Genomic DNA, 22,444 nt, shown 5'->3' with positions numbered 1-22,444 from the left:
CTTTTTAATTAAAATATATATGTAATTTATTTCCTACCATGTTTATTGACAGGAGCTTTTGCTCCAAGTCTTCTCTTTCTTAGCATATAGCCACAAGAACAAATTGCACCTAAACCAAGAACTAATGTACCATAAAGAATAAAGTTATGTTGCATTAGATAGTTAACACCGGCATAAGGAACTGTAATGTGTGTATTTAGTGCTACGAAAGAATGAGTATAGCAGTTCTTTGTAGTATCAAAATTTGCACCACTAAAGTTAAACCATTGTTGGTTATCTGCTAGAGTATAACCTTCAGCAGCTGCAGTTTCTACAACATAGTACCACTGATATTCCTTAACACCACCATTACCGTTTTTACTGGTACCGTTTTTATCTGATTTGAAAATATCTAGGCCAGTAAAGGTTATTTCACCATTTTTATTAGTTGTAGCAGTTGCAACCTTTACCATATTATCTTTACTTCTATCAGCGTCAACCTTGTAAAGTGTAAATTCAGCACCTTCAAGTTTCGCATCAGCAGGAACAGTACCGTCAGGGTTAACCTTGTCAGCCTTTAGAACTGTAGCCTGAGCCTTAGTTGATGTATTTTCAAAACTTGCAATATTAGTTGTATTATTAGCATCAATAATATCTTTTACAGATTGTGAAGAAGTACCTCTATAATAAGTACCTGTTGCCTTTAGAACACCGTTATCCTTAGCAACAACAACCTTAAAGATATATACTGAAGAATCAGTTTGATAATCATGACCATTAACTAATGGTTCTTCTGTAATCTTATATAGATATGTACCTTCTGTGCTATAGACAATAGAGTTAAATGTTGCATTACCGTCAGTAACACTGCTAATTGTATCTGTTACTGAATAAGTATCTACAGTTGTTACACCACCAACAGTTGTAGGTTTCATACCTACAAGGTTAAATTTAAATGTTGTACCATTATAAATTTGACGGTCAAGTGTCTTTGTAATACCGGCTGTAATACTTGCAGGAGTTACTGTGTTGATAACATCTACAGTAGCACCTGAATTACCAAGTGTACCTTCATTCTTATTTGTTGTACCATAAGAAACCTCATATCCACTTGGTGTTTGTTCTTCAACCTTATACTTAACACCTACAGGAATTCCTGTGAATGTATAAGGTGAACTCTGTGAAATCTTACCGGTTAGACCGTAATCTTGATATACACCGTCACCGTTAATGTCAAGTTTTAAAGTAACATCAAACTGTGTATCATCATCATCAATTGTATTACCACTTTCGTCAACAACACTCTTGTTTACTGTAATGTCAGCAACCTGAGGTGTGTTTACATAATCAAGTCTTAGATGAGTTGAAACCAAATCATCCTTTGCTTTATTTTTATACTGAAAGTTAGAAACCTTTGTGTCCCCTTTTGTAATTAAGTTCGGTGAAGTGCCACTAACATCATACAATGACCAATTAGTATTGTAATGATCTGCTAACAAACTTTCCTTTGTTGTATCAATTGTGTAATCACCACTTGATGGTGGAGTTGAAGTAAACTTAGTTACTTCACTAATTGAGCTAGAGTTATCACCAACACTAGTATCACCGGTAGAAGTTGATCTCCAAGCCTTTACTTTAATACAGTTAGTATTTTCAGTAATTGCTGAGTATCTTACTTTGTTCCAAACGCCCTTATCATCTTTTCTACCAATGATAAAGCCTTTGTTATTACCACTACTATCTTTTTCAGATTCATAGTAGTAAATTGTTCTGCCATCTGTTTGATAACTATACATTTGATGGAATGTTGCACCATTATCAAAGGAAATTGCAGGAACTGCACCATTATTGAAGAACCACGAACAACTCATATCCTTTGTATCAAGGTAAATCAAACTATCGGTATCCAAATTAGAAACTAGTGTTTCCTTCGGTTCACCTTCGGTGACTTTTATATAATTTCCAATATTAAACTGACTATTAAATGAGGCACTGTCACCATTACCTAGTGTTGCAGTGTTTCCCTTAGTTTTTGCTTTATACTGAGCACTACCATCTGAATAAGTATATCTTTTATCATTAGTGTCTGTATATCCTGTATTCTCAGATTCACTGGTTTGGAAATTAAAACCAAAGTCATCAGCATTTTTTACTGCTGACTGTAGTTTAGAGTTAACACCGGATGCGTCAACTTTCTTTGTAACATCAAGAGAATCTGTAATAGGTTCAAAGTTGAAACCAACCTTTAAGTTAGACTCAATCATACCTCTTTCCATATAGAAAACAGTTAGTGTGTGGTGAGCGTTAACATTGTTGTTGTTAAATTTACTTGAACCTCTGGTTTCTGTATCATTAGAGAATAGTAATGGGAAATCAGCTGAGTAACCGTAACCTGATTTATCTGAACTATTCTTATATACTAAATCAGAGTCTTGATTTTGATATGTAGTATCAATATTATTTACATAAGACTTTAAAGTTGTAAAGTCAATACAACCCTGTGACATCTTGTGGTCACCACCCATATCAAGAACAAGTACACCGTCAAGATAAACCCAAAGGTCATCGTCACCTGAGAAATTAAATACTGTATTCTGACCGTTAGTCTTACCGTAAGCACCAAGAGTAAAATCTATATCTAATCTCATACCAAAACCAAAGTCGTATGCATTGTTGCTATGGTCACTTCGTCTGTCAAATGGGAAGAAACCGGGATTGTTAATAGTACTTTTCGAGAAACCACTTAAAGCATCATAAACCGAGTTACTCTTACCACCGGCATAATTCATTGTAAGATTTCCACCACTTGCAAGATTTTCATAACCATCAAAGTAGCAGTTATCTTTACCATTTAAACTATCATATTCATAGTAATCCTGACCGTGTTTATCAGTTGTCTTTCTCATAGGGAAGTCAGAATGAACAACTGTACCATAGCCATTATTTACAAGCCAATCTTCATCAAAGTATGGCATTGTAACACCATTCTTACTTAACTTCTTGTTATCTGCAAGTGTAACATCGGCAAGGCCGGCAACAGAACCTGAGGTTCCTGATGATGTGGCATTTGAGTTATTTGGTACACTCAAGAACTTCTTTAGGTTACTTACGCCATAACCCTTATAACCGTCTTTTTGATAACCGTCTTTATCTGTGTTAAAATCACCAAAATAAAGAGGTGTTGTCCACGAACTGTTATTTACTCCGTTAGCATACTGTGCAATAGCTCTGTTGAACTTTTCATATGGTTCTCTGTTGTGGCTAGTGTTACCTGACTTAACTGTACGATAGAAACCTGACAGGCTTGTTCTCCAAGAACCATCAACTTCTTCATCGTTATAGTAGTCGAAGAATGTACTCTTAACATTAAGAAGTTCTGTGTCTGATGAATGGTTGATTACACCACTCTGTGCTTTGTAGCTATGACCAGTACCACCTTGAGTTACATCACCTGTTCCTAAATTATTAAGAGTAAATGTAACCTGACTATCATTTGAGTACTCACAATACATATCAACAGTAATTTCTGTTGTACCAGCTGGAATAACAAATGACATATTGCTAGCACCGGCATCATTTGTTAAGCCTCTAACGATCTGTGTTCCTTCACTAAAGGAAGCACCAGACTTAGAATAATAGTCCCCGTTACTGTTGTAGATTTTGAACTCATAAGTCTTTTGACCAGTTAGTCTAAAAGTTCCGGTATAATGGTTATTATCACCATTAACTTTAGTTAGTGCAAAACTTGTATCAGCTGTTGACCATATTGGACTGCACATATCACCAACAAGATAGTAGTCAACGCCTTTAGTCATTGTACCACCGGTAACTTCAATGTCCTTTTTTGCACCAGACTCAGCTACACTCTTATTTACAGCAACGGCAGAAATACAAGAAATAATTATCATTACTATTAATGTAATTGCTGTTAAAGACCTTGCAGCTACTTTTGATGTTTTGTTAATCAAAGTTCTTTTCTCCTTTCTTCTTTTAAGTGTATTAAAAATACACTTATATTTCCATAATTTGTCTGTTATTAATACATTAATAATTATAACACAATATTATATTTTTAAAATAGTTATAGTAAACAAAAATTTTAGTGCTTCTAGAGAAATATTTTATGCAATATTTCACTATGCTAAAGAGTTTAACTTATAAATCATATACCTATTATATAAAATAGACAAAAAGTTAACAATATTCTCTATTTTTATTCATCATTTCGTAATATTGTTATGCATCCAGTATGAAACTTTGTACAAATGCACAAATGATAGACATAGTTTTTGTGCATAAAAACAAAGTGCCAACAAATGTTGACACTTTGAATGTTCATAGTTTATTTAATTATGCCCAGTTACCTGTGAACAGATTACCTGAACCCCAACCGGTAGCAACATACTTTGTGCTTGAACCGATTGTTAAGTCTTCTGACTGATTCCAACGATTATCCCAAGTATTTTCTGTTGTTTTTCCGTTCATACGAACAAAGATAACTGTATCCATACCATCAGGTACTTTTACTGAGTTACTGCTGTCTAAGTCAACCCATACATAATTTGATGTATTTGTTGAATTAAAGAAGTAAGCAGCCCATCTTTCATTACCTGCTGAAACTGCTGATGGGTCAAGTGTTAACACCTTATCACCGGTAGAAACAGTAGATGATGGAGTAGTAGCAGTTGTAGGAACTGTTACTGTTGTAGCTGATGTTGTTGTAATTGTATTTGTAGGAATTGTATATGTAGGTTTCTCATCAGAGAAGCTTTTACCTGATGGGAAACTTGATACTGCACCTGCAATATACTTTTGAATCATTGTTACATCCTTAACATCAACATGATTGTCATTATTAACATCTGATGACTTAAGTTCTGTAGCACTTAGGTCAGTTATATTAGCAACATACTTCTGTAGTCTTGAAGCGTCCTGAACAGTAACTGAACCGTCACTGTTGGTATCACCATATAGGTGAGTATCAGGAATCTTTGTTGCAATAATTGTTACATCTGTATCTGCAGTAGCATTAAAGCTAAGTGTACTTGTTGCTGAGTTATATGCAGTAGAAGTAATATCGTTGCCACCACATACTACCTTAGCATAAACAATTTCGTAACCATCTTCAGGTTCAATTGTCTTTGTAACATTTTGACCATTTGTTACTGTTTCTGTAGAAACACCATCATTAAAGTTCTTAATCTTTGATGTGTTATAAGTGATTGTTTTCTTAGCAGAAGTTGTTGTAGGTGGTACTGTAGTAGTTGATGTTGTAGGAGTTACACCTCTGTCAAATGTACTTGCATCAACTAGGATTAGAGAACTTCTTGCAGGAACTGAAACAGTTGAACCGTTAACTGTACCTAAGTTCTTTAGACCTGCACTGTTACCGTTAGCAACAGTAACCCAAGATGATGGAAGTGTTGTACCGGCTTGTAGCTTAACTGTCTGAGTGTTAGAAGTTGCATTTGTAATTACTGCAACCATACCCCATTCTTTGTTAGCATTAGCTGTCTTGTTCTGCATTGTATAAGCAACCACACCACTAGGTGTTGAACAGAAGTAAGATGAATTTACAGAAGTCATTGAGCTATCTGTAAATGGGCTATATACAGAACGGATTTCTCTTAGACCTTTATAATAGCTTACTAGATCGGAATACTTAGAAACTCTGTTCCAATCAATTAAGTTCTTGCTATCACCCTTGTTATAAGAGTTGTCTTCACCGTACTTAGTTCTTGCAAATTCTTCACCTGCAATAGTAAAATTAATACCTTGAGAAGTAAATTCAATTACTGAAGCAAGTTTGTTCATAGCTAGGTATGTTGAGTTAGAACCATCATAGTCACTACTACCACAAACCTTCATAATCTTATCCCAAAGAGTTAGGTTATCGTGACAACAAGAATATGTTACTGTTTGAGTAGGTGCTTTTGACCAGTTACTGCCCCACATTGTGGAGGTGTTAGCCATTTCACCGGCTTTAATTGCAGTATCAAAACCACTTGTACCCATAATATAGCCGGATGCTGCACCGTAGTTATCGTTGCTACCTCTGATAGCATCTCTAACCTTATCGTTAAACATACCAACTCTTGGATTTAGCTTACTTGCGTTATCCATTAGTGCTGCTGATGAATCGGCAATACCGTTAGGGTCTCTTGGCCATGTACCTGTCCAAGGTTCACCATAAGTTAAAATTCTCTTATCAATAGTATCAAGCTCATCTCTAAGCTTATTCATTGTTGTAATATCGTGACAACCCATTAAGTCAAAACGGAAACCATCAATATGGTATTCATTTGCCCAATACTTAACTGAGTCAATCATATATTTTCTATACATTGTCTTGTCGGAAGCAGTTACATTACCACAACCTGAACCGTTAAGGAACTGACTACCGTTCATTCTGTAGTAGTAACCCGGAACTGTATTTTCAAAGCAAGAGTCAGTTGTGTTATATGTGTGGTTATAAACTACATCCATAACAACAGAGATACCGGCATCATGAAGTGCCTTAATCATTGTTTTCATTTCCTTAATTCTTACTGCACCGTCATATGGGTTAGTAGAGAAAGAACCTTCAGGAACATTGTAGTTCATTGGGTCATAACCCCAGTTTTGACCACCCTTTGTTTCATCAACTGAACCAAAGTCATACATTGGCATAATCTGAACACAATTGATTTTGTTTTCAATTAGATAGTCAATACCTGTTTTAATATCACCTTTGCCGTTAAGTGTTGTACCATGCTGAGCAACACCTAGGAAAGTACCTCTCTTGTCAGCATCTACACCGGAAGAACTGTCAATAGAAAAATCTCTTACTGACATTTCCCAAACTGTAGCTTCTGAAGAGCTATTGAAAAGAACATGAGAGTCATTGTTCCAACCATCAGGATTAGTTGAATTTAAATCAACAACCATTGAACGCTTACTGTTAACACCACAAGCTGTTGAATATACATCTCTTGTTTCATTTGTTTTGCCATTGACTGTTACTAGGTATGTGTAGTAGATACCGTTTAAGTCACCACTTTGTTTTAATGACCAAACACCATTAGAGCTGTCCTTAGTCATATCATAAGTGCCAATGACACCTGCACCAGCTTCGCTATCTGAACCTGTCTTGTATAGTTTAACCTTCACGCTAGATGCTGAAGGTGCCCATACCTTAAAGGTTGTAGAGTCAGCTGAATAATTTGCACCCAAGTCATTACCACTATAAGTGGCATACCCATCACTTGAGTTAGTATACGCTGCTACTTTTTCCACATTAATACCTGCCCCAGTTAGATTTTTGTCGATTGTAGCTGACAACGCTGAGAAAGTCGTTGTTGTAGCTAGAACAACCAGCACCATTACCAAAGATAATGGTCTAAACATTTTTTTCATTTTAAGTGCCTCTCTTTCAAATTTCATAAAACATATTTACCAAAATCTCTTACTACTAATTATATCAAAAAATACAGTAATGTACTATACTCTTTTTCCATAACATTGAGTTTAAGGTTTTATATAAAAAGCACTAATTTTATGAACATATTATGAACAGAAAAACCCTTAAAAAAGGAGCAGTGACCTACTGCTCCTTTACAAGTCCTTGTAATACTATCACAAACCTTGAAATATTTCAAGGCTTATTATAATATGTAATATTTTAAACATTATCTATTAAGGCTTAAACTTTTAATTATTCACAAGGTAACTACTTTTACCTTTCCACCAATAGTATTAACATGGGTAGGGTCATTTATAGAAATTTCTTTGTCTTTGTCAATAGTTTCCTGTACTCTATTCTTAACATAAACTTCTAATTCTTTTAATGACAAATGGTTATAATCTTTTAGTGGAAGTTTGTTCATAATGATTTTTCCACTACCACCCTCAATAGCAAGTGGTGCAAAGAAAGTATTTCTCTTGACTTCCCCATTTTGTATATTCATTCTTATAAGTATTTTCCTCTTTAACTTGTAGCCAATCAGAATATCCATAGCACTACCGTTACCGATATAGTTATAACATTCCTTAGTGACTCTCTCTATCATAATCTGTAGTCTGTCTATCTTTTCAATAAAAGATAGGTTAGTATCTCTCAATATACTTTCCACTACATCAATATAGTCTATTCCGTTATATTTTGTAATGCCACAACAAGCCCAAATAAGATTTTGCTTTTTGTCAACAAAAACCTTCTGTCTATTGTCCAAAAATTTATTTGGTGCAACAGTTTCCCTTGAGTCACTACCTGCTACTATTCCATTTTCATTTCCAATCAAACAAATATATGACATAGCAACGCTCCTTTTTAATATTATACAACCAAAATTAAACAATTTCAACATTAGGTATTAATTGAATTTTTCTGAAATATGATATATAATCAAGATATAATAAGTATTAGAAAAGAGGTAATTATATGAGAATATGTATTTTGGGTTCAGCAAGTAACATCATTGATGATTCATATATAAAAGCAACAGAGGAACTGGGTTATGAACTTGGCAAGAGAGGTCACTCCCTAGTATTCGGTGCAGGTAGCGAAGGACTTATGGGTGCTTCTGCAAGAGGTATGAAAAAGGCCGGTGCTGAGATTACCGGTGTTGTACCTGAATTTTTCTTTGATGACAAGATTGAAAGTTTATATACTGAATGTACTAAACTAATCAAAACCCAGTCTATGAGAGAAAGAAAGCACATTATGGAGGATTTAGCCGATGCTTTCATTATTACTCCCGGTGGTGTAGGTACATTTGAAGAAATGTTTGAAATTGTTACTCTAAAGCAGTTAGGCAGAATTAACAAGCCTATTGCTATTTACAATATCAACCACTACTATGATAACCTACAGGAAATGATGGAACACTCAATGCGTGAAGGTTTTGTAAGAGAAAAATGTCACGACCTATACCGTTACTTTGATGATATGGATAAACTTATTAACTTTGTTGAAACTGACAAAGGTACTAAGTGGACAGTTGCTGAACTAAAAAGATAATATACTATATAGTAAGCAAAAAACCTATGACGAAAGTCATAGGTTTTTCTTTATGCTTTAAACCACAACTTGCTTTCCATAGCACCTATCTTTGTGGTTATTTGATACCATACTTTATTTTTATTATCAACATAATAATCTTCAACTTTAGTGATAGTAGAGTCGGAATTAACGGTAGCAACTGTTTCGGAATATTTATTATGGTCAGACTTTAGTTCAGTACCTTTTGAAAGGTCATAAATATCTTGACCTAAATACATTCTTTCACATTTACTGTATGTAGAAACAGTAGATTTACTAACCTGCTGTATGTTTACAGTAAAAGTACTTTGTTCTTGAGCAACAACAGAAAGAAAATATTCCTTGCCACTTTCAAAATAAGCAAAATAGTCATCGGTATTATTCTTTACCGTTGAAAGTTTTTGTGTATTCTTAGTGGCTTTATTAATATCAAAATCAACACTACTACCCTTTAAAGTAACTCTGTAATATCCACTTTGTGACGGTAAGAAATTCATAATACCGTTATTACCGTTTGACACTTCAACAGTAGAGTATCTATTGCTACCTACATATACAGGGTACTTTGTATATACTTCATAGTATTCATTACAAGGTGCATATTCAATATTATTTTCTCTTGCATAATCCTCAACAATACTACCTGCTACACTACAAAGCATAAAGTCTCTGTTTTCATTACTAAAAGTATCTTTGCCGATTTTTCTTATACCCTCACCAACAGTCATTTTGCTTAGTGAAGTACAACCATAAAATGCCTCATCATCAATAAATAGCAATTTGTTAGGGAAAGAAACACTTGTTAGTTTCTTACAATTCTTAAACATTGATTTACTGATTTTTTGAAGGTCACTAGGTAATGTTACCTTTTTTACTGAAGAATTTTCAAAAGCATTGTTCCCAAAGTTAGTTACCTCTGAATTAAACTTAACTTCCTTTAAATTCTTACAATTTGCAAAACAGTAACTGCCAACTTCTTTTAAATCTTTTGGCATTTCTACTTTTTCAACATTAGTATTATAAAAAGCCTTTTCTCCTATTGAAACCACACTTAGTCCGTTTATTAAGTCGGGGATTTTAAGATTTTTTTCATCACCGGTATATTTTACAATTTCAACACCAATGCCACTTCTCTTAATTTCCATACCACTTGGAGCAAGTTTTATTACACAAGTAAAAATTAGAAATAAACACAGTACCGTTACCAAAACTAAAACAATAACTCCACCCACAATAAGCCTTATTGTACTTAAATTCTTCTTAGTTACCTTTTCAGTTGTTATGTTTTTTACATTTTCTTCAGCCATAACATACCCCTAAAATTTATCTATCTTGATTTTAACATTATTATTTAGGTAGGTCAAGGCAATAAAAAAGGACTGCTAAAACTTTAGCAATCCTTTAGTGAATTTTAAATTACATTTCAAATAGATACCAGCTACCGTCATACTTAACAAAGTAAATATCCTTAGTTAAGTCATTCTCACCTAGAGAGGCTAAACCTGCAATAGCATTTGCAGTATCATTGTCAAAGTCAATATCGTACTTAACCTTAGCTTTTGTTACTTCCTGTACTTCTCCACCATCATAGCCATCATAATTTTCATATCTATCTTGGATATATTCTTTCCAAGTGTAGTTATTTGCTTCACTACAGTTAGAGTCAGTTACATCTTCTTCACTCTTAACATCAAAGTTAATTTCAAAGCTATATTTATCGCTAACACCAAACATATCGTCAATATCACTTTGACTAATATCCATATCCTTAACCATAAATTCAGGTACACATTTCTTGATAGACTCTACATTCTTATCATTAATACCATCTTCCAGGTTATTAAGTACACTGTTAATACCACTGTTGCCTATAACACTAAACACAATAACAATAGCAACAATAACAGCTACTACACCACCGGCAATACCAATGATAAGTGGTAAATGTTTTTTGAAGTTATTGTTCTTTACCGGTTGACCTGTAATTGGGTCAATGACAGTTTGGTTAACACCTTGATTTGGAAAGTTGTTAAACTGAGGCATACCGTTCTGAGGCATTCCGTTCTGTGGTTGGAAGTTACCCTGTGGCATATTGTTCTGTGGATTGTAGTTGTTAGGAATATTATTAGGAACATTACCCTGTGGAATATTATTGTTTGGCATATTATTCTGTGGGTTATAGTTATTTGGAATGTTACCCTTAGGAACATTACCTTGTGGATTATAATTATTAGGAATGTTGTTTTCAGGGACATTGTTCTGCTTCACATTACCCTGATGAACAAAATTACCCTGAGGTACATTGTTCTGATGTACAGAATTATGCTGATTGTTATTCTGAGTAACACTGTTCTGTTGAGCATTATTCTGTGGAATATTATTCTGCTGAGTGTTATTTTCAGGAATATTATTCTGTGGGATTGGATTTGACATTTCTATTTTTTGACCACAACTGGCACAAAACTTTGCACCCTCCGGATTTTGAAAACCACAATTTTTACAAATCATATTTTACCTCCAAAATGCAATTAATCTGTAAATAGTTATTACATTATACCACAAATAAATCGCACAAACAATTTGTTTTTATAAAAAGTTTCATAATATAATAAAATTCTATTTTATAGCTAACAGTACAACATAAATATATATTTAAATTGTATATTTATTATCAATATATGAAACATCAATATTAGTTAGAATACTTACCACAAACCATTATATATTGCAACAATATTTTCTTTGGTACATTCTTTAATTGTATTCTGTGGTGAACCGGACTCTAAAGCATCTGTTGCCATTTTGTCAATATATTTTTCAAATTCAGCCTTATCAACACCATACTCTTTCAAAGTAGGAATGTTACAAATAGCACATAATTCCTTTACTTTTGCTACAAACTTTTCTGAGGCTATTATGTCACTGTCACCTTTATCGGCTATCATACATTCTTTTGCCAGTTTACCGAATTTTTCATATGCTCCATCAATAGCAAATTCAAAACAATGTGGCAACAACATTGCATTGCTTAATCCATGAGGTATATGAAACAATGCACCTATAGGTCTGCTCATTCCATGAATCAAAGTTACAGATGAATTGTTAATACAAAGTCCACCTTGCAAGGAGGCAACACTTAACTTCTCACGAGCTACTTTATCATTACCGTTTTCATATGCTATCGGTAAATACTGGAATATATTTTTCACAGCAGATACAGATAGTGACTCTGTAAGTGGTTGTGACTTTCTAGAGGTATATGCCTCTGATGCATGACAAAAGGCATCTAAAGCAGTAAATGCAGTTACATTCTGTCCTGAAGTATATGTAAACTTTGGTTCTACAATAGCCATATTAGGTACAAGGCTATCACCCTTTAATAGCATTTTTACATTATTTTTTGTATCGGTAATAATAGTAAATTTTGTTGCCTCACTACCTGTACCGGCAGTTGTAGGAATAGCAATCATAGGATACTTTACCTTTCCTATTTCTTCACCACTACAATTATCTATATTTTTATTAAGTGACAATACTGCATTTATTGCTTTCATAGAGTCAATAGGACTGCCACCACCAACTGCAAGTAAAAAGTCAAAGTCATTTTCTTCTTTAAATTCTTCAACTGCTAAGTCAATCATTTCATCAGTTGGTTCACCTGTAATTTTGTCAAACACTCTATACTTAATACCAACTTCATCAAGTACATTTGTAACTTCCTTTGCTATACCTATTTTATTAACATTAGGACCGGTAATAACAAATGCTTTTTTGCCATAATTCTTAATGCTTTCTTTTGCCAATTGTAAAGCATTTTCCCCTGTAAACATTTCATTTGGTGCTACAAATCTATAACCCATTACTATACCTCCAAATATTAATACAACTTAATTTTAATATATTACTTTCTCTTTGCTATGTCAAACACTAATTATAACTAACAATTTGGTTATAATAATTTTGGGAGGTGTTACTGTTGCCTGTAATTGAAATTAGAGGAAACTCAAAGGAAATATTTAACAACAAAGATTTGTATATAGTAGATTTTTATGCAAGTTGGTGCAACCCTTGCAAAATTCTACTGCCTACTATTGAAGAAGTTGGTAGGAAAGAAAACATAACTATCTACAAATGCAACATTGATGATAATACTGAACTTACTAAGAACTTTCACATAATGAGTGTACCTACATTGGTTTTTGTTAAGGATGGTCAAGAAATGAAAAGACTTTCAGGTGTTCATAGCAAAGATGAAATTCTTACTGAATACTATAGTCTAAGGGATAGTGAATTATAGTTTTATGAAAGCACTTCGTAATGAGGTGCTTTTCTTATATAATAATAAAATTACACATTGTTTTTATTTATTCTCAATGATATAATCTATAATGGAAAATGAGGTATTAACAATGAGTAATTTACGGACAACAGAAAACAAAGGTATTTTCTCAGGCAATATGCTGAAAATTTTTGCTTTAGTATGTATGACAATTGACCACATAGGGTTGCACCTAATGGACAACTCCTATCCTATGAGAGCAATAGGAAGATTAGCTTTTCCAATCTTTGCATATATGATTGCTGAAGGTTGCAAATACACCCACAACAGAACAAGGTACTTTTACACTATATTTATAATGGGACTTGCATTTCAGACAGTTTGCATCTTAGCTGATGACAATTATCATATGAATATATTTATAACCTTTTCATTATCTATATTATTAATATATTCACTTGATTACGGCAGAAACAACTCAGAAACAGTACAATGGCAATTTCCTATTTTAGCAGTTTTGTTTGTACTTTTTGTATCGGAGATTATGCCAATGTTTTTAGGTGACATAAACTACGGCATTGACTATGGTTTCTTTGGTATTGTACTGCCACTAATGGTATATCTCTTTGACAAAAAAGAACTAAAGCTAATAATGTTTACAGTAGGGCTTATACTTCTTTGTTTAACAAGGGATGCAATTCAATGGTGGAGTATGTTTGCAGTTATCCCTATTGCTTTTTACAATGGTAAAAGAGGAAAATTAAAAATTAAATACTTTTTCTACGGATATTATCCGTTACATATTGTTGCAATTCAATTAATAAAACACTTTATACTAAAATAAAATTTATGGAGGTACATAATGGGACCATATTATTATGTTGTTGAAAGAATCAGTGGTGACTATGGTTTTCTAAAAAGAACCGATATTGAGGATAATGACTTGTTACAGGTTGCTATGGCACTTTTGCCTAGTGACATTGATGAGGGTACTAAACTAAAATGGGAAAACCTAGTTTATACTGTAATTGATTGATTTTAATTTCATATATAAAATATCACTACACCTATATACCTTGTATTTAGGTGTAATTTCTTGTATAATGATTTTATATATAAAAATTAATGAAATAATTTGTGAGGTTATTATGACTTTCAGACAGAAGTTTGCAATTAAGTTTGCCAAGTTTGTTGCCAAGTTATGCCTAAAGATGGGCAGACAAGGTGTTACATGGGCAGGACTTATTGCCAGAAAAATCGAACCAAATATTCTAAAGGTACTATCAGACCAAGTTAGAGAAAAGGTATATATTGTATGTGGTACAAATGGTAAGACAACTACCAACAATATGCTATGTACAACATTACAGTCACAAGGCAAGAAGGTTCTTTGTAACAGAACCGGCTCTAATATGCTAAACGGTGTTGTTTCTGCATTTGTACTTGCAACAAATGATGATTGTCAGCTTGACTGTGACTATGCTTGTATTGAAATTGATGAGGCATCTACAAGAAGAGTTTTGCCAACACTAAAACCTGACTATATGGTACTGACTAATATCTTCCGTGACCAGCTAGACCGTTACGGTGAAATTGATATTACTATTGATATTCTTAGTAAATCAATTAAAATGGCACCAAATATGACACTTGTTATTAACGGTGATGACCCACTTTCACTTTTCTTAGCTAAGAAAAGTGGCAACAAATTTATTACTTACGGTATTAGTGAAAAGGTATTTGATGCTGATGAAAATTCAGAAATTCGTGAAGGTAGATTCTGTGAAATGTGTGGTACAAAGATGCACTATAACTACTACCACTACAGTCAGCTAGGTGACTATGAATGTCCTCACTGTGGATTTAAGCGACCTGAAATTGACTACCCTGCTACTAATATTGAATGTGGTGACCACCTTGCTTTTACAGTACAAGGCATGAACATTCACGCAAAGTACAAAGGCTTTTACAACATTTACAACATTCTTGCAGTATATGCAGTTGCAAGTCATTCCGGTGTTGATATGAGAGGCTTCCAATCAATGCTTGATAACTTTAACCCTGAGAATGGTAGAATTGAACACTTTAATATTAAAGGTACAATAGTTGAACTTAACCTTGCTAAGAATCCGGCAGGTTTCAACCAAAACATAAATGCTGTTATGGCTGACACTAAGGATAAAGATGTAATTATCCTTATTAATGACCGTGACCAAGACGGTAATGATGTATCATGGTTATGGGATGTTGACTTTGACAGATTTAAGGATAAGAGCATTAAGTCAATTACAGTTAGCGGTATTCGTTGTCAAGATATGAGATTAAGATTAAAGTATGTTGATATTCCAAGTACCCTTGAACCTAATATTGAAACTGCTATTAGAAACAAAATCGAAAACGGTACAAAAAACCTATATGTACTTGTTAACTACACAGGTCTATACAGTACAAGAAACATTCTAAAGAGAATGGAGGGTGAAAAATAATGAAACTAACTATTGGACACCTATTTCCGGATTTACTTAACCTTTACGGTGACAGAGGTAACATTCAATGTATGGTGCAAAGGTTAAAGTGGAGAGGCATTGACTCAGAAGTAAAAACATATAGCTTAGAGGACAATATTGATTTTGAAAATCTTGACATTATTCTTCTTGGTGGTGGTTCTGACAGAGAACAAATGCTGGTTTGTAACAGACTTAAGGAAATCAAAGATAAGTTCAAATCATATGTAGAAGATAACGGTGTTGTAATTGCTATTTGTGGTGGTTATCAGCTACTTGGTAAATATTACGAAACTGATGATGGTAAAATTGATGGTCTTGATATTGTAGATATTTATACTGTTCAAGAAAAAGGCAGACTAATCAACAACATTTTCATTGAAAGTGATTTGTGTGAAATGCCTATTGTTGGCTTCGAGAACCATGGTGGCAGAACTTATATTAACAAAAACAAACCATTAGGCAAAGTTGTTTTCGGCAAAGGTAACAACGGTAAAAGTGGTTACGAAGGTGTTGTGTACAAAAATGTTATTGGCACATATCTACATGGGCCACTACTTCCAAAGAACCCTCAGCTTTGCGACTATCTGCTAACTAAAGCATTGGAAAGAAAGTATGGTGAACTTTTCAAAGGTCTTTCACCTCTTGAAGATAAGGAAGAAAAAGAAGCCAATAAATATATTGTTGACAGATACTCCAACAAAATTGAAAACTTCAAAGAAAGAATCCGTAAACTAATATAAAATTAAGGTCAGTACAAAGTACTGACCTTTTTATTTTCAAAAATATAGATATACAAAAGAAAGCAGACACTTCCGTGGCTAAAGTGTCTGCTTATTTATTTAACAATTTAATTCAAGCTAAAATTATTTAACTCTGATTGTAATTGTCTTTGTACCAGCCTTGTAGTTTCCAGTACCATAATATTTAACTGTTACTTTATAAGTACCCTTCTTAGCACCCTTCTTTAGAGTAACCTTACCCTTAGAGTTAACTGAGATGTACTTTCTTAGGCTTTTAGATGTTGAAGCAGTTGAATATGTCTTCTTACCCTGACCACTAGCCTTAACTGTTACTGTTGTAGCCTTCTTCTTAGAATACTTAACAGTTGTCTTTGAAGCTCTCATAGTAATCTTGTTGTTAGCTTTATTAATCTTATAAGTTTTTGTTAGTTTAAAATTCTTATAAGAATTAATACCAACAACAGTTACCTTATATGTACCGGCATTCTTAGCCTTAGTGTAAACAAGCTTATAGTCTTTACCTTCTCTTAAAGTAACATTACCATAGTTTGTCTTAACCTTGATTGTAACCTTATTGTTAAGGCTCTGAGTCTTACCATTGTAAGTTAGTGACTTAATGGAAACATTTGACTGCTTAACAACGATTGGCTGTGATGGCTTTGATGGGCTGTTAGCTGCTGCAGAAGCACCGGTTACAACAGACATCATCATTAGTACTGCCATAATTACTGTAACAATCTTTTTCATAAATATCTCCTCCTTATAAAATCAATACAAAGGCACTTTTTGCCACGAATTGTACCCCTATATATAATAAACACACTTGCATAACAAATATGTTATTACCAATTAGTTTTCTTTGTATTCACCATACTCTTTATACTTACCATAGTATTTATTGTAAGTATGGGTCTTTGTTTCAACTCTGTTTAGGATTGTACCTAGTAGGTTGCAACCTACATAGTTAAGCTGATTCATTGATTCCTTAACAAGTTTCTTTGATGTTGAACCTGCTCTGACAACAAGGATTGCACCGTCACACAAAGAAGCAACAAGCGAACTATCTGCTACTGCACATAGTGGTGGTGTATCTATCAATACATATCTATAATCATCTGAAAGTTTATCAAGTAATTCTTTGAATCTTTCATCTTCAATTAGAGAAATAGGATTCTCTAAAGAAGTAGTACATGGAACAATATATCCATTTTCTACATTTGTTTCATATACAACATCACTATATTCACATTGACCGGATAGGTAGTGGCCAATACTGTTAATCTTTTCATCAGCAAAATCATGACGATTTTTCAGTGTAGACTTTCTAAGGTCACAGTCAACTAAAACTGTTTTGAAACCTGATTCACTAAGCATTTTCCACAGCTGAACCGATACCATACTTTTACCTTCATTAGGAACACTGCTTGTAATTAAAATTCTCTTAGTATTCTTACCACAGAACTTTACATTAACCCTTAATCTGTTCATAGCTTCTTCAACAGCATAAGGTAGCTTTGGAATTGATAACTGGATTTTTTCCATTGTTAAACCTTCTTTCTCTTGCGCTTTTGTGAAGTTTCTTCTTCACCATCATCAAGTGATTCGTTTTCCGGAATAACTGAAAGTGGTGCAACTCCAAAGTACTTTTCCATATCCTCAGCAGAATGAATTGTATCATCCATTAGATATCTGGCAATAATTACTGCACATGAAAGGATAAGACCGATAACAGCACCAATCATAGTATATTTGGTATAACTTGGACCTGACTTTTGGTCAGCCAGTCTTGCTCTTTCAGCTACATTAGGAGTATTTGAACCCATAGTATCAGGCAAGTAATCAATAGAAATATCCATAACCTTATTGGCAATATCCATTGCTTCCTTAGGGTCAGTTGAAGTAACTGTTATGTTCAAAATTCTTGTATCACTTGGATTTTCAATAGAAATCATTGACTGCAAATCTTTCATTGTATAATTAAGACTTAAACTATCACTCACCTTGCTAAGTACAGGATAGCTTAGAATCAACTGTTCATAGTCAAGTGTAAGGGAAGTACCAACATTGATATCTGAGAAATCAATTACAGAATCCTTTGATGCTGAAACAACATAGATTTTAGATGTTGACTGGTATGTTGGTTTAATAAAGAAATATGAAAAAGCATTTAGTAGCAATGCACCTACAAGTGTACACAAAATAATAATGTGTAGCTTATCAAATAGTGCAAAAAACATATCCACTAAATCAATTTCAGTTTCTTTTGTTTCTTCCTCCTCAAAAGCAAGTAAAGCCTTCGGATTTAATGCTGTTGCATTTTCCACATTTTCAAGAGAAGTATTTTCCTTATTCTCCAAATTCATTTTTTTCTCCCTTCAAGTACAATGTACCGATTATTTTTCAACTTTATCGTAGAATAAATCAATTATTGCATTGTTTAGACTGTTCTTATCAACTCTAAATTCCATAAATCCAAAGTCACCCATCTTGCTTGTGCCCTCTAGAGTAGGGCCTTCAACTTCTTTATATTTAGAAAGTTTTAATGCAACCTTTGACATTTTACTTAGTGACATATCTGTATTCATATACTTTTCTACTTCTTTGTAAACAGTTTCAACAAACTTATTACTTTTGTTGAACTTATCCATATAAGTAGATTTTAGTTCATTTAGATATACCTCTTGACGAGCCATTCGGTTTTCATTAGTACCATCGGCAACATTTTTTCTGTCATGTACATAATGATAAGCCTGGTTGTCATTTAGCTTAACAGTTTCACCTTTCTTAAGTGTTTTATCTGACTTAGAAAAGTCATCAGTAATCTTTACAGTAACACCATCGGCAAGGTGGTTTAATACCTTAATAGAATCCATATTTAATGCTACATAACCGTCAATTACTTGTCTGTTTAAAAACTTTGATACAACTTCCTTAGTAACCTTACTGCCAAAATCAGCAACATCACCATTAGCATGAGCTAAAGCAATTTGACCGTTCATTTCGCCAATAGATTCACCATTTTCATTATATACAAGCATATCAACCATAGTGTCACGGTTAATAGTCAGTGTTTTGTAAGTTTTATTTTTGTCATCCAGCACAAGAACTTTTAATACATCACATTGACCTGTACCATTGTACTTTTTAATTTTAGTCAGTTCGCCTCTTTGGTCAACACCCATAAATAGATATGTTTTAATATCTTTCTTTGGGATACATTTTACATTACCGATTTTTACAATCTCACTAGACTCAGTACCTTTACTTGTTAGCTTTATAGGTTCTTTTGCATCAAGCAAAAAGTACATTCCAACACCAAAGCAAACACCAATTACCAGAATAATTCCTACAATCAATAAATTTTTCTTTAGTTTTTTATTATCCTTATATGTACTCATTTTAACCTAGTAGTCCACCTAATAGACTAGAGCCCACCTCCGGAAATAATTTTTCACAAACAATCAAGCCACATAGTACAACAAATACTGCTGCACTAATAATATAAGCTAATTTTTTTGACATTCTACTTTCCTCCATTAAACAAAAATTCTTCACTGAATATATCTATATTAGAAATAACCTTTTCTCCTAAATCATCAGAAAGTAAATTTCTGCAATCTAAAAGATTAGGCTTTCTGGAAGTTAGGTTGTGGCAATCACTACCTAAAACTATTTTATCACATTTCTTGATTAAAGAATATGTTTTCTTTTTTCTTTTACTATCAAGAATACTACCTGCGTTTATTTGCACCACAAGTGGCATTTTTACTAGCTTTTTGATATATTTTTTATTTTCAGAAATACTGATATATCTGTCTAAATGAGCTAACAAAACAGTAAACTTTCTCTTATTTATTAAATAATCTACTTCTTCAATAATACTATTATCCCATTTATCAAAAGGAAATTCCAAAAGTAAAATTGAAGTATCTTCAGTAGTTAACTTCTTAATTTCATCTGCTTTGCTTATCCCCTGAAAATAAGTAACCTCAGCACCTAGCTTAACATTGATGCCAATATTATTTATTTCATTCTTTATGCTATTATAAGCATTTTCCCTATTACTAAGGAAATCGTCAATTCTATTTTCATCAGCATAAAAATGAGGAGTTGCTACAACAGTATCAACATTTTGCCCTTTCATTTTCTTTAGCATTTCAAGTGACATTTCTGCACTTTTACTGCCGTCATCAATACAAGGCAAAAAATGTGAGTGAAAATCAATTATCAAATCTAGACCCCCACTATTTATTAATACATTAAATATTATATCATTAAAGTATATTAATCACAATTGAAAATATTGCCGATTTTCGTGCTAATCTTTAGTAATTATTTGAGTTTAATAGACAAATTTTAACATTATCTAACAATTCTAACTGTCTAAAAACAAAATAATAAGGAGCATACACAACTGTATGCTCCCAAAATTCGTTATTTTATAATATATGATATGTAAATGAGTATAAAAAATTTTATTTAATATTAAATGCTTTCATCTGAGGATATACAGCACTATCCCCTAGTTCTTCTTCAATTCTAAGAAGTTGATTGTACTTTGCCACTCTTTCTGAACGAGATGGTGCACCTGTCTTAATCTGACAAGTATTTAGTGCAACTGCTAAGTCGGCAATTGTTGTATCGGCAGTTTCACCTGAACGATGAGAAGAAATAGCAGTATAACCTGCCTTATGAGCCATCTTGATAGCCTCTAGTGTTTCAGATACAGAACCAATCTGGTTTAGCTTAATTAGGATTGAGTTACCACAACCCATTTCAATGCCCTTTGATAATCTTTCTGTATTTGTAACAAATAGGTCATCACCAACAAGCTGAACTTTATCACCGAGTTCTTTAGTAAGAACCTGCCAACCTTCCCAGTCCTCTTCATCAAGTGCATCTTCAATAGAAACAATAGGATACTTCTCAATTAGATTTTTCCAATGGTCAATAAGTTCTCTTGAAGTAAACTTCTGACCTGACTTAGGAAGAATATATTCACCTTTCTTTTCGCCTTTCCATTCAGAAGATGCTGCATCCATTGCAATCATAAAGTCTTTCTTAGGTTCATAACCTGCATTTTCAACAGCTTGAAGAATGTACTGAATAGCCTCTTCGTCACTTGCAAGGTTAGGAGCAAAACCACCTTCGTCACCAACAGAAGTTGCAAGACCCTTTGACTTTAGAAGTGAAGCTAATGCGTGGAATACTTCTGCACACCATCTAAGTGCCTCTCTAAATGAAGTAGCACCAACAGGCATAATCATAAATTCCTGAACATCAACTGTGTTTGCTGCATGAGCACCACCATTTAGAATATTCATCATAGGAACAGGTAGTCTGTTACCGGAAATACCACCTAGGAATTTATATAGTGGAATACCAAGTGAAGTTGCTGCTGCTCTGGAAGTTGCAATAGATACTGCAAGAATAGCATTAGCACCTAACTTTGACTTATCCTTTGTACCATCAGCAGTAATCATAGCCTTATCAACTGCATAAACATCTGATGCATCAAGACCTTTTACTGTATCCTGAATAATAGTGTTAATATTTTCTACAGCTTTCAAAACACCTTTGCCTAGGTATCTTGACTTGTCACCATCTCTTAGTTCCAATGCTTCAAACTCACCGGTAGATGCACCACTAGGAGCAGTACCTCTGGCAACTGTACCATCAGCAAGAGTAACCTCTGCTTCAACTGTAGGATTACCTCTTGAATCAAGGATTTCTCTACCTACAACTTTAGTAATTTCTAAATTATTCATTTAACACTCTCCTAAGACAGACAATCTTCCGAAAGGTAAGCACTCCCTTTCGGAAACTCAAACAAATCAAAGAAAAAAGTTAAGTAAAAATACATAGATTGTCTGTAATATTTATTTTAGTTAGCCTCCGCTAACTGCATCTATTATATATC

19 protein-coding genes are annotated in these 22,444 nt (G+C 33.5%); 6 read left to right on the top strand and 13 right to left on the bottom strand.

From position 1 onward, the window contains the following. Positions 1-26: 26 nt before the first annotated feature. From E5Z56_RS06425 to E5Z56_RS06415, 3 genes are all read right to left on the bottom strand, one after another. Positions 27-3,947, bottom strand: a complete 3,921-nt coding sequence (locus E5Z56_RS06425; protein ID WP_138157088.1) for a SpaA isopeptide-forming pilin-related protein — start codon at positions 3,945-3,947, stop codon at positions 27-29. A 382-nt stretch (positions 3,948-4,329) separates the two neighbouring features. Next, positions 4,330-7,374: a type I pullulanase gene (gene pulA / locus E5Z56_RS06420; RefSeq protein ID WP_175405401.1), complete on the bottom strand. Its 3,045-nt coding sequence runs from the start codon at positions 7,372-7,374 to the stop codon at positions 4,330-4,332. A 302-nt stretch (positions 7,375-7,676) separates the two neighbouring features. Beyond that, positions 7,677-8,273, bottom strand: a complete 597-nt coding sequence (locus tag E5Z56_RS06415) for a hypothetical protein (RefSeq protein WP_138157086.1) — start codon at positions 8,271-8,273, stop codon at positions 7,677-7,679. Positions 8,274-8,398: 125 nt separating this feature from the next. Here E5Z56_RS06415 and E5Z56_RS06410 point away from each other — a divergent pair, with 125 nt between their 5' ends. Next, a complete protein-coding gene (locus tag E5Z56_RS06410; protein WP_138157085.1) occupies positions 8,399-8,977 on the top strand; it encodes an LOG family protein in 579 nt (192 codons plus the stop codon). A 50-nt stretch (positions 8,978-9,027) separates the two neighbouring features. Here E5Z56_RS06410 and E5Z56_RS06405 read toward each other — a convergent pair whose 3' ends face one another. From E5Z56_RS06405 to E5Z56_RS06395, 3 genes are all read right to left on the bottom strand, one after another. After that, on the bottom strand, positions 9,028-10,305 hold the full coding sequence (locus tag E5Z56_RS06405; protein ID WP_138157084.1) for a leucine-rich repeat domain-containing protein: 1,278 nt from the start codon (positions 10,303-10,305) through the stop codon (positions 9,028-9,030). Positions 10,306-10,414: 109 nt separating this feature from the next. Further along, positions 10,415-11,506, bottom strand: a complete 1,092-nt coding sequence (locus E5Z56_RS06400; RefSeq protein WP_138157083.1) for a zinc ribbon domain-containing protein — start codon at positions 11,504-11,506, stop codon at positions 10,415-10,417. A 197-nt stretch (positions 11,507-11,703) separates the two neighbouring features. Beyond that, positions 11,704-12,858: an iron-containing alcohol dehydrogenase gene (locus E5Z56_RS06395; protein WP_138157082.1), complete on the bottom strand. Its 1,155-nt coding sequence runs from the start codon at positions 12,856-12,858 to the stop codon at positions 11,704-11,706. Positions 12,859-12,974: 116 nt separating this feature from the next. Between E5Z56_RS06395 and E5Z56_RS06390 the strand changes: the two genes are divergently transcribed. From E5Z56_RS06390 to E5Z56_RS06370, 5 genes are all read left to right on the top strand, one after another. Beyond that, a complete protein-coding gene (locus E5Z56_RS06390; protein ID WP_175405400.1) occupies positions 12,975-13,295 on the top strand; it encodes a thioredoxin family protein in 321 nt (106 codons plus the stop codon). Positions 13,296-13,407: 112 nt separating this feature from the next. Further along, positions 13,408-14,121: a TraX family protein gene (locus E5Z56_RS06385; RefSeq protein WP_175405399.1), complete on the top strand. Its 714-nt coding sequence runs from the start codon at positions 13,408-13,410 to the stop codon at positions 14,119-14,121. An 18-nt stretch (positions 14,122-14,139) separates the two neighbouring features. Beyond that, a complete protein-coding gene (locus tag E5Z56_RS06380) occupies positions 14,140-14,313 on the top strand; it encodes a chorismate--pyruvate lyase (protein WP_138157079.1) in 174 nt (57 codons plus the stop codon). A 67-nt stretch (positions 14,314-14,380) separates the two neighbouring features. After that, positions 14,381-15,763: a Mur ligase family protein gene (locus E5Z56_RS06375; protein WP_408638761.1), complete on the top strand. Its 1,383-nt coding sequence runs from the start codon at positions 14,381-14,383 to the stop codon at positions 15,761-15,763. Next, complete coding sequence (locus E5Z56_RS06370; protein WP_138157078.1) at positions 15,763-16,524, top strand: type 1 glutamine amidotransferase; 762 nt, start codon at positions 15,763-15,765, stop codon at positions 16,522-16,524. Before E5Z56_RS06375 ends, E5Z56_RS06370 begins: the two co-directional genes overlap by 1 nt. 123 nt (positions 16,525-16,647) lie before the next feature. Here the strand turns inward: E5Z56_RS06370 and E5Z56_RS06365 are convergent, their stop codons facing one another. The 7 genes from E5Z56_RS06365 to eno all read right to left on the bottom strand — a co-directional run bounded on the left by E5Z56_RS06365 (position 16,648) and on the right by eno (position 22,292). Then, complete coding sequence (locus E5Z56_RS06365; RefSeq protein WP_138157077.1) at positions 16,648-17,271, bottom strand: hypothetical protein; 624 nt, start codon at positions 17,269-17,271, stop codon at positions 16,648-16,650. Between the two features lie 102 nt (positions 17,272-17,373). Next, positions 17,374-18,066 (bottom strand): CpsD/CapB family tyrosine-protein kinase, encoded by a 693-nt coding sequence (locus tag E5Z56_RS06360; RefSeq protein WP_138157076.1) that lies wholly within the window; start codon positions 18,064-18,066, stop codon positions 17,374-17,376. A 2-nt stretch (positions 18,067-18,068) separates the two neighbouring features. Next, complete coding sequence (locus E5Z56_RS06355) at positions 18,069-18,887, bottom strand: YveK family protein (RefSeq protein ID WP_138157075.1); 819 nt, start codon at positions 18,885-18,887, stop codon at positions 18,069-18,071. A gap of 30 nt (positions 18,888-18,917) precedes the next feature. After that, positions 18,918-19,922: an LCP family protein gene (locus E5Z56_RS06350; RefSeq protein WP_138157074.1), complete on the bottom strand. Its 1,005-nt coding sequence runs from the start codon at positions 19,920-19,922 to the stop codon at positions 18,918-18,920. A 1-nt stretch (position 19,923) separates the two neighbouring features. After that, positions 19,924-20,046 carry a hypothetical protein gene (locus E5Z56_RS12025; RefSeq protein WP_269801945.1) on the bottom strand — a complete coding sequence of 41 codons (123 nt, stop codon included), beginning with the start codon at positions 20,044-20,046 and terminating at the stop codon, positions 19,924-19,926. A gap of 1 nt (position 20,047) precedes the next feature. Then, positions 20,048-20,755, bottom strand: coding sequence for a CpsB/CapC family capsule biosynthesis tyrosine phosphatase (locus E5Z56_RS06345; RefSeq protein WP_138157073.1), 708 nt, complete (start codon positions 20,753-20,755; stop codon positions 20,048-20,050). Between the two features lie 244 nt (positions 20,756-20,999). Continuing rightward, positions 21,000-22,292, bottom strand: coding sequence for a phosphopyruvate hydratase (gene eno / locus E5Z56_RS06340; RefSeq protein ID WP_138157072.1), 1,293 nt, complete (start codon positions 22,290-22,292; stop codon positions 21,000-21,002). Between the last annotated feature and the right edge of the window lie 152 nt (positions 22,293-22,444).

The organism is Ruminococcus bovis (assembly GCF_005601135.1).
Lineage (GTDB): Bacteria > Bacillota > Clostridia > Oscillospirales > Acutalibacteraceae > Ruminococcoides > Ruminococcoides bovis.
Note: the sequence above shows the minus strand (reverse complement) of the source record. Positions and strands in the feature narration are given on the sequence as shown.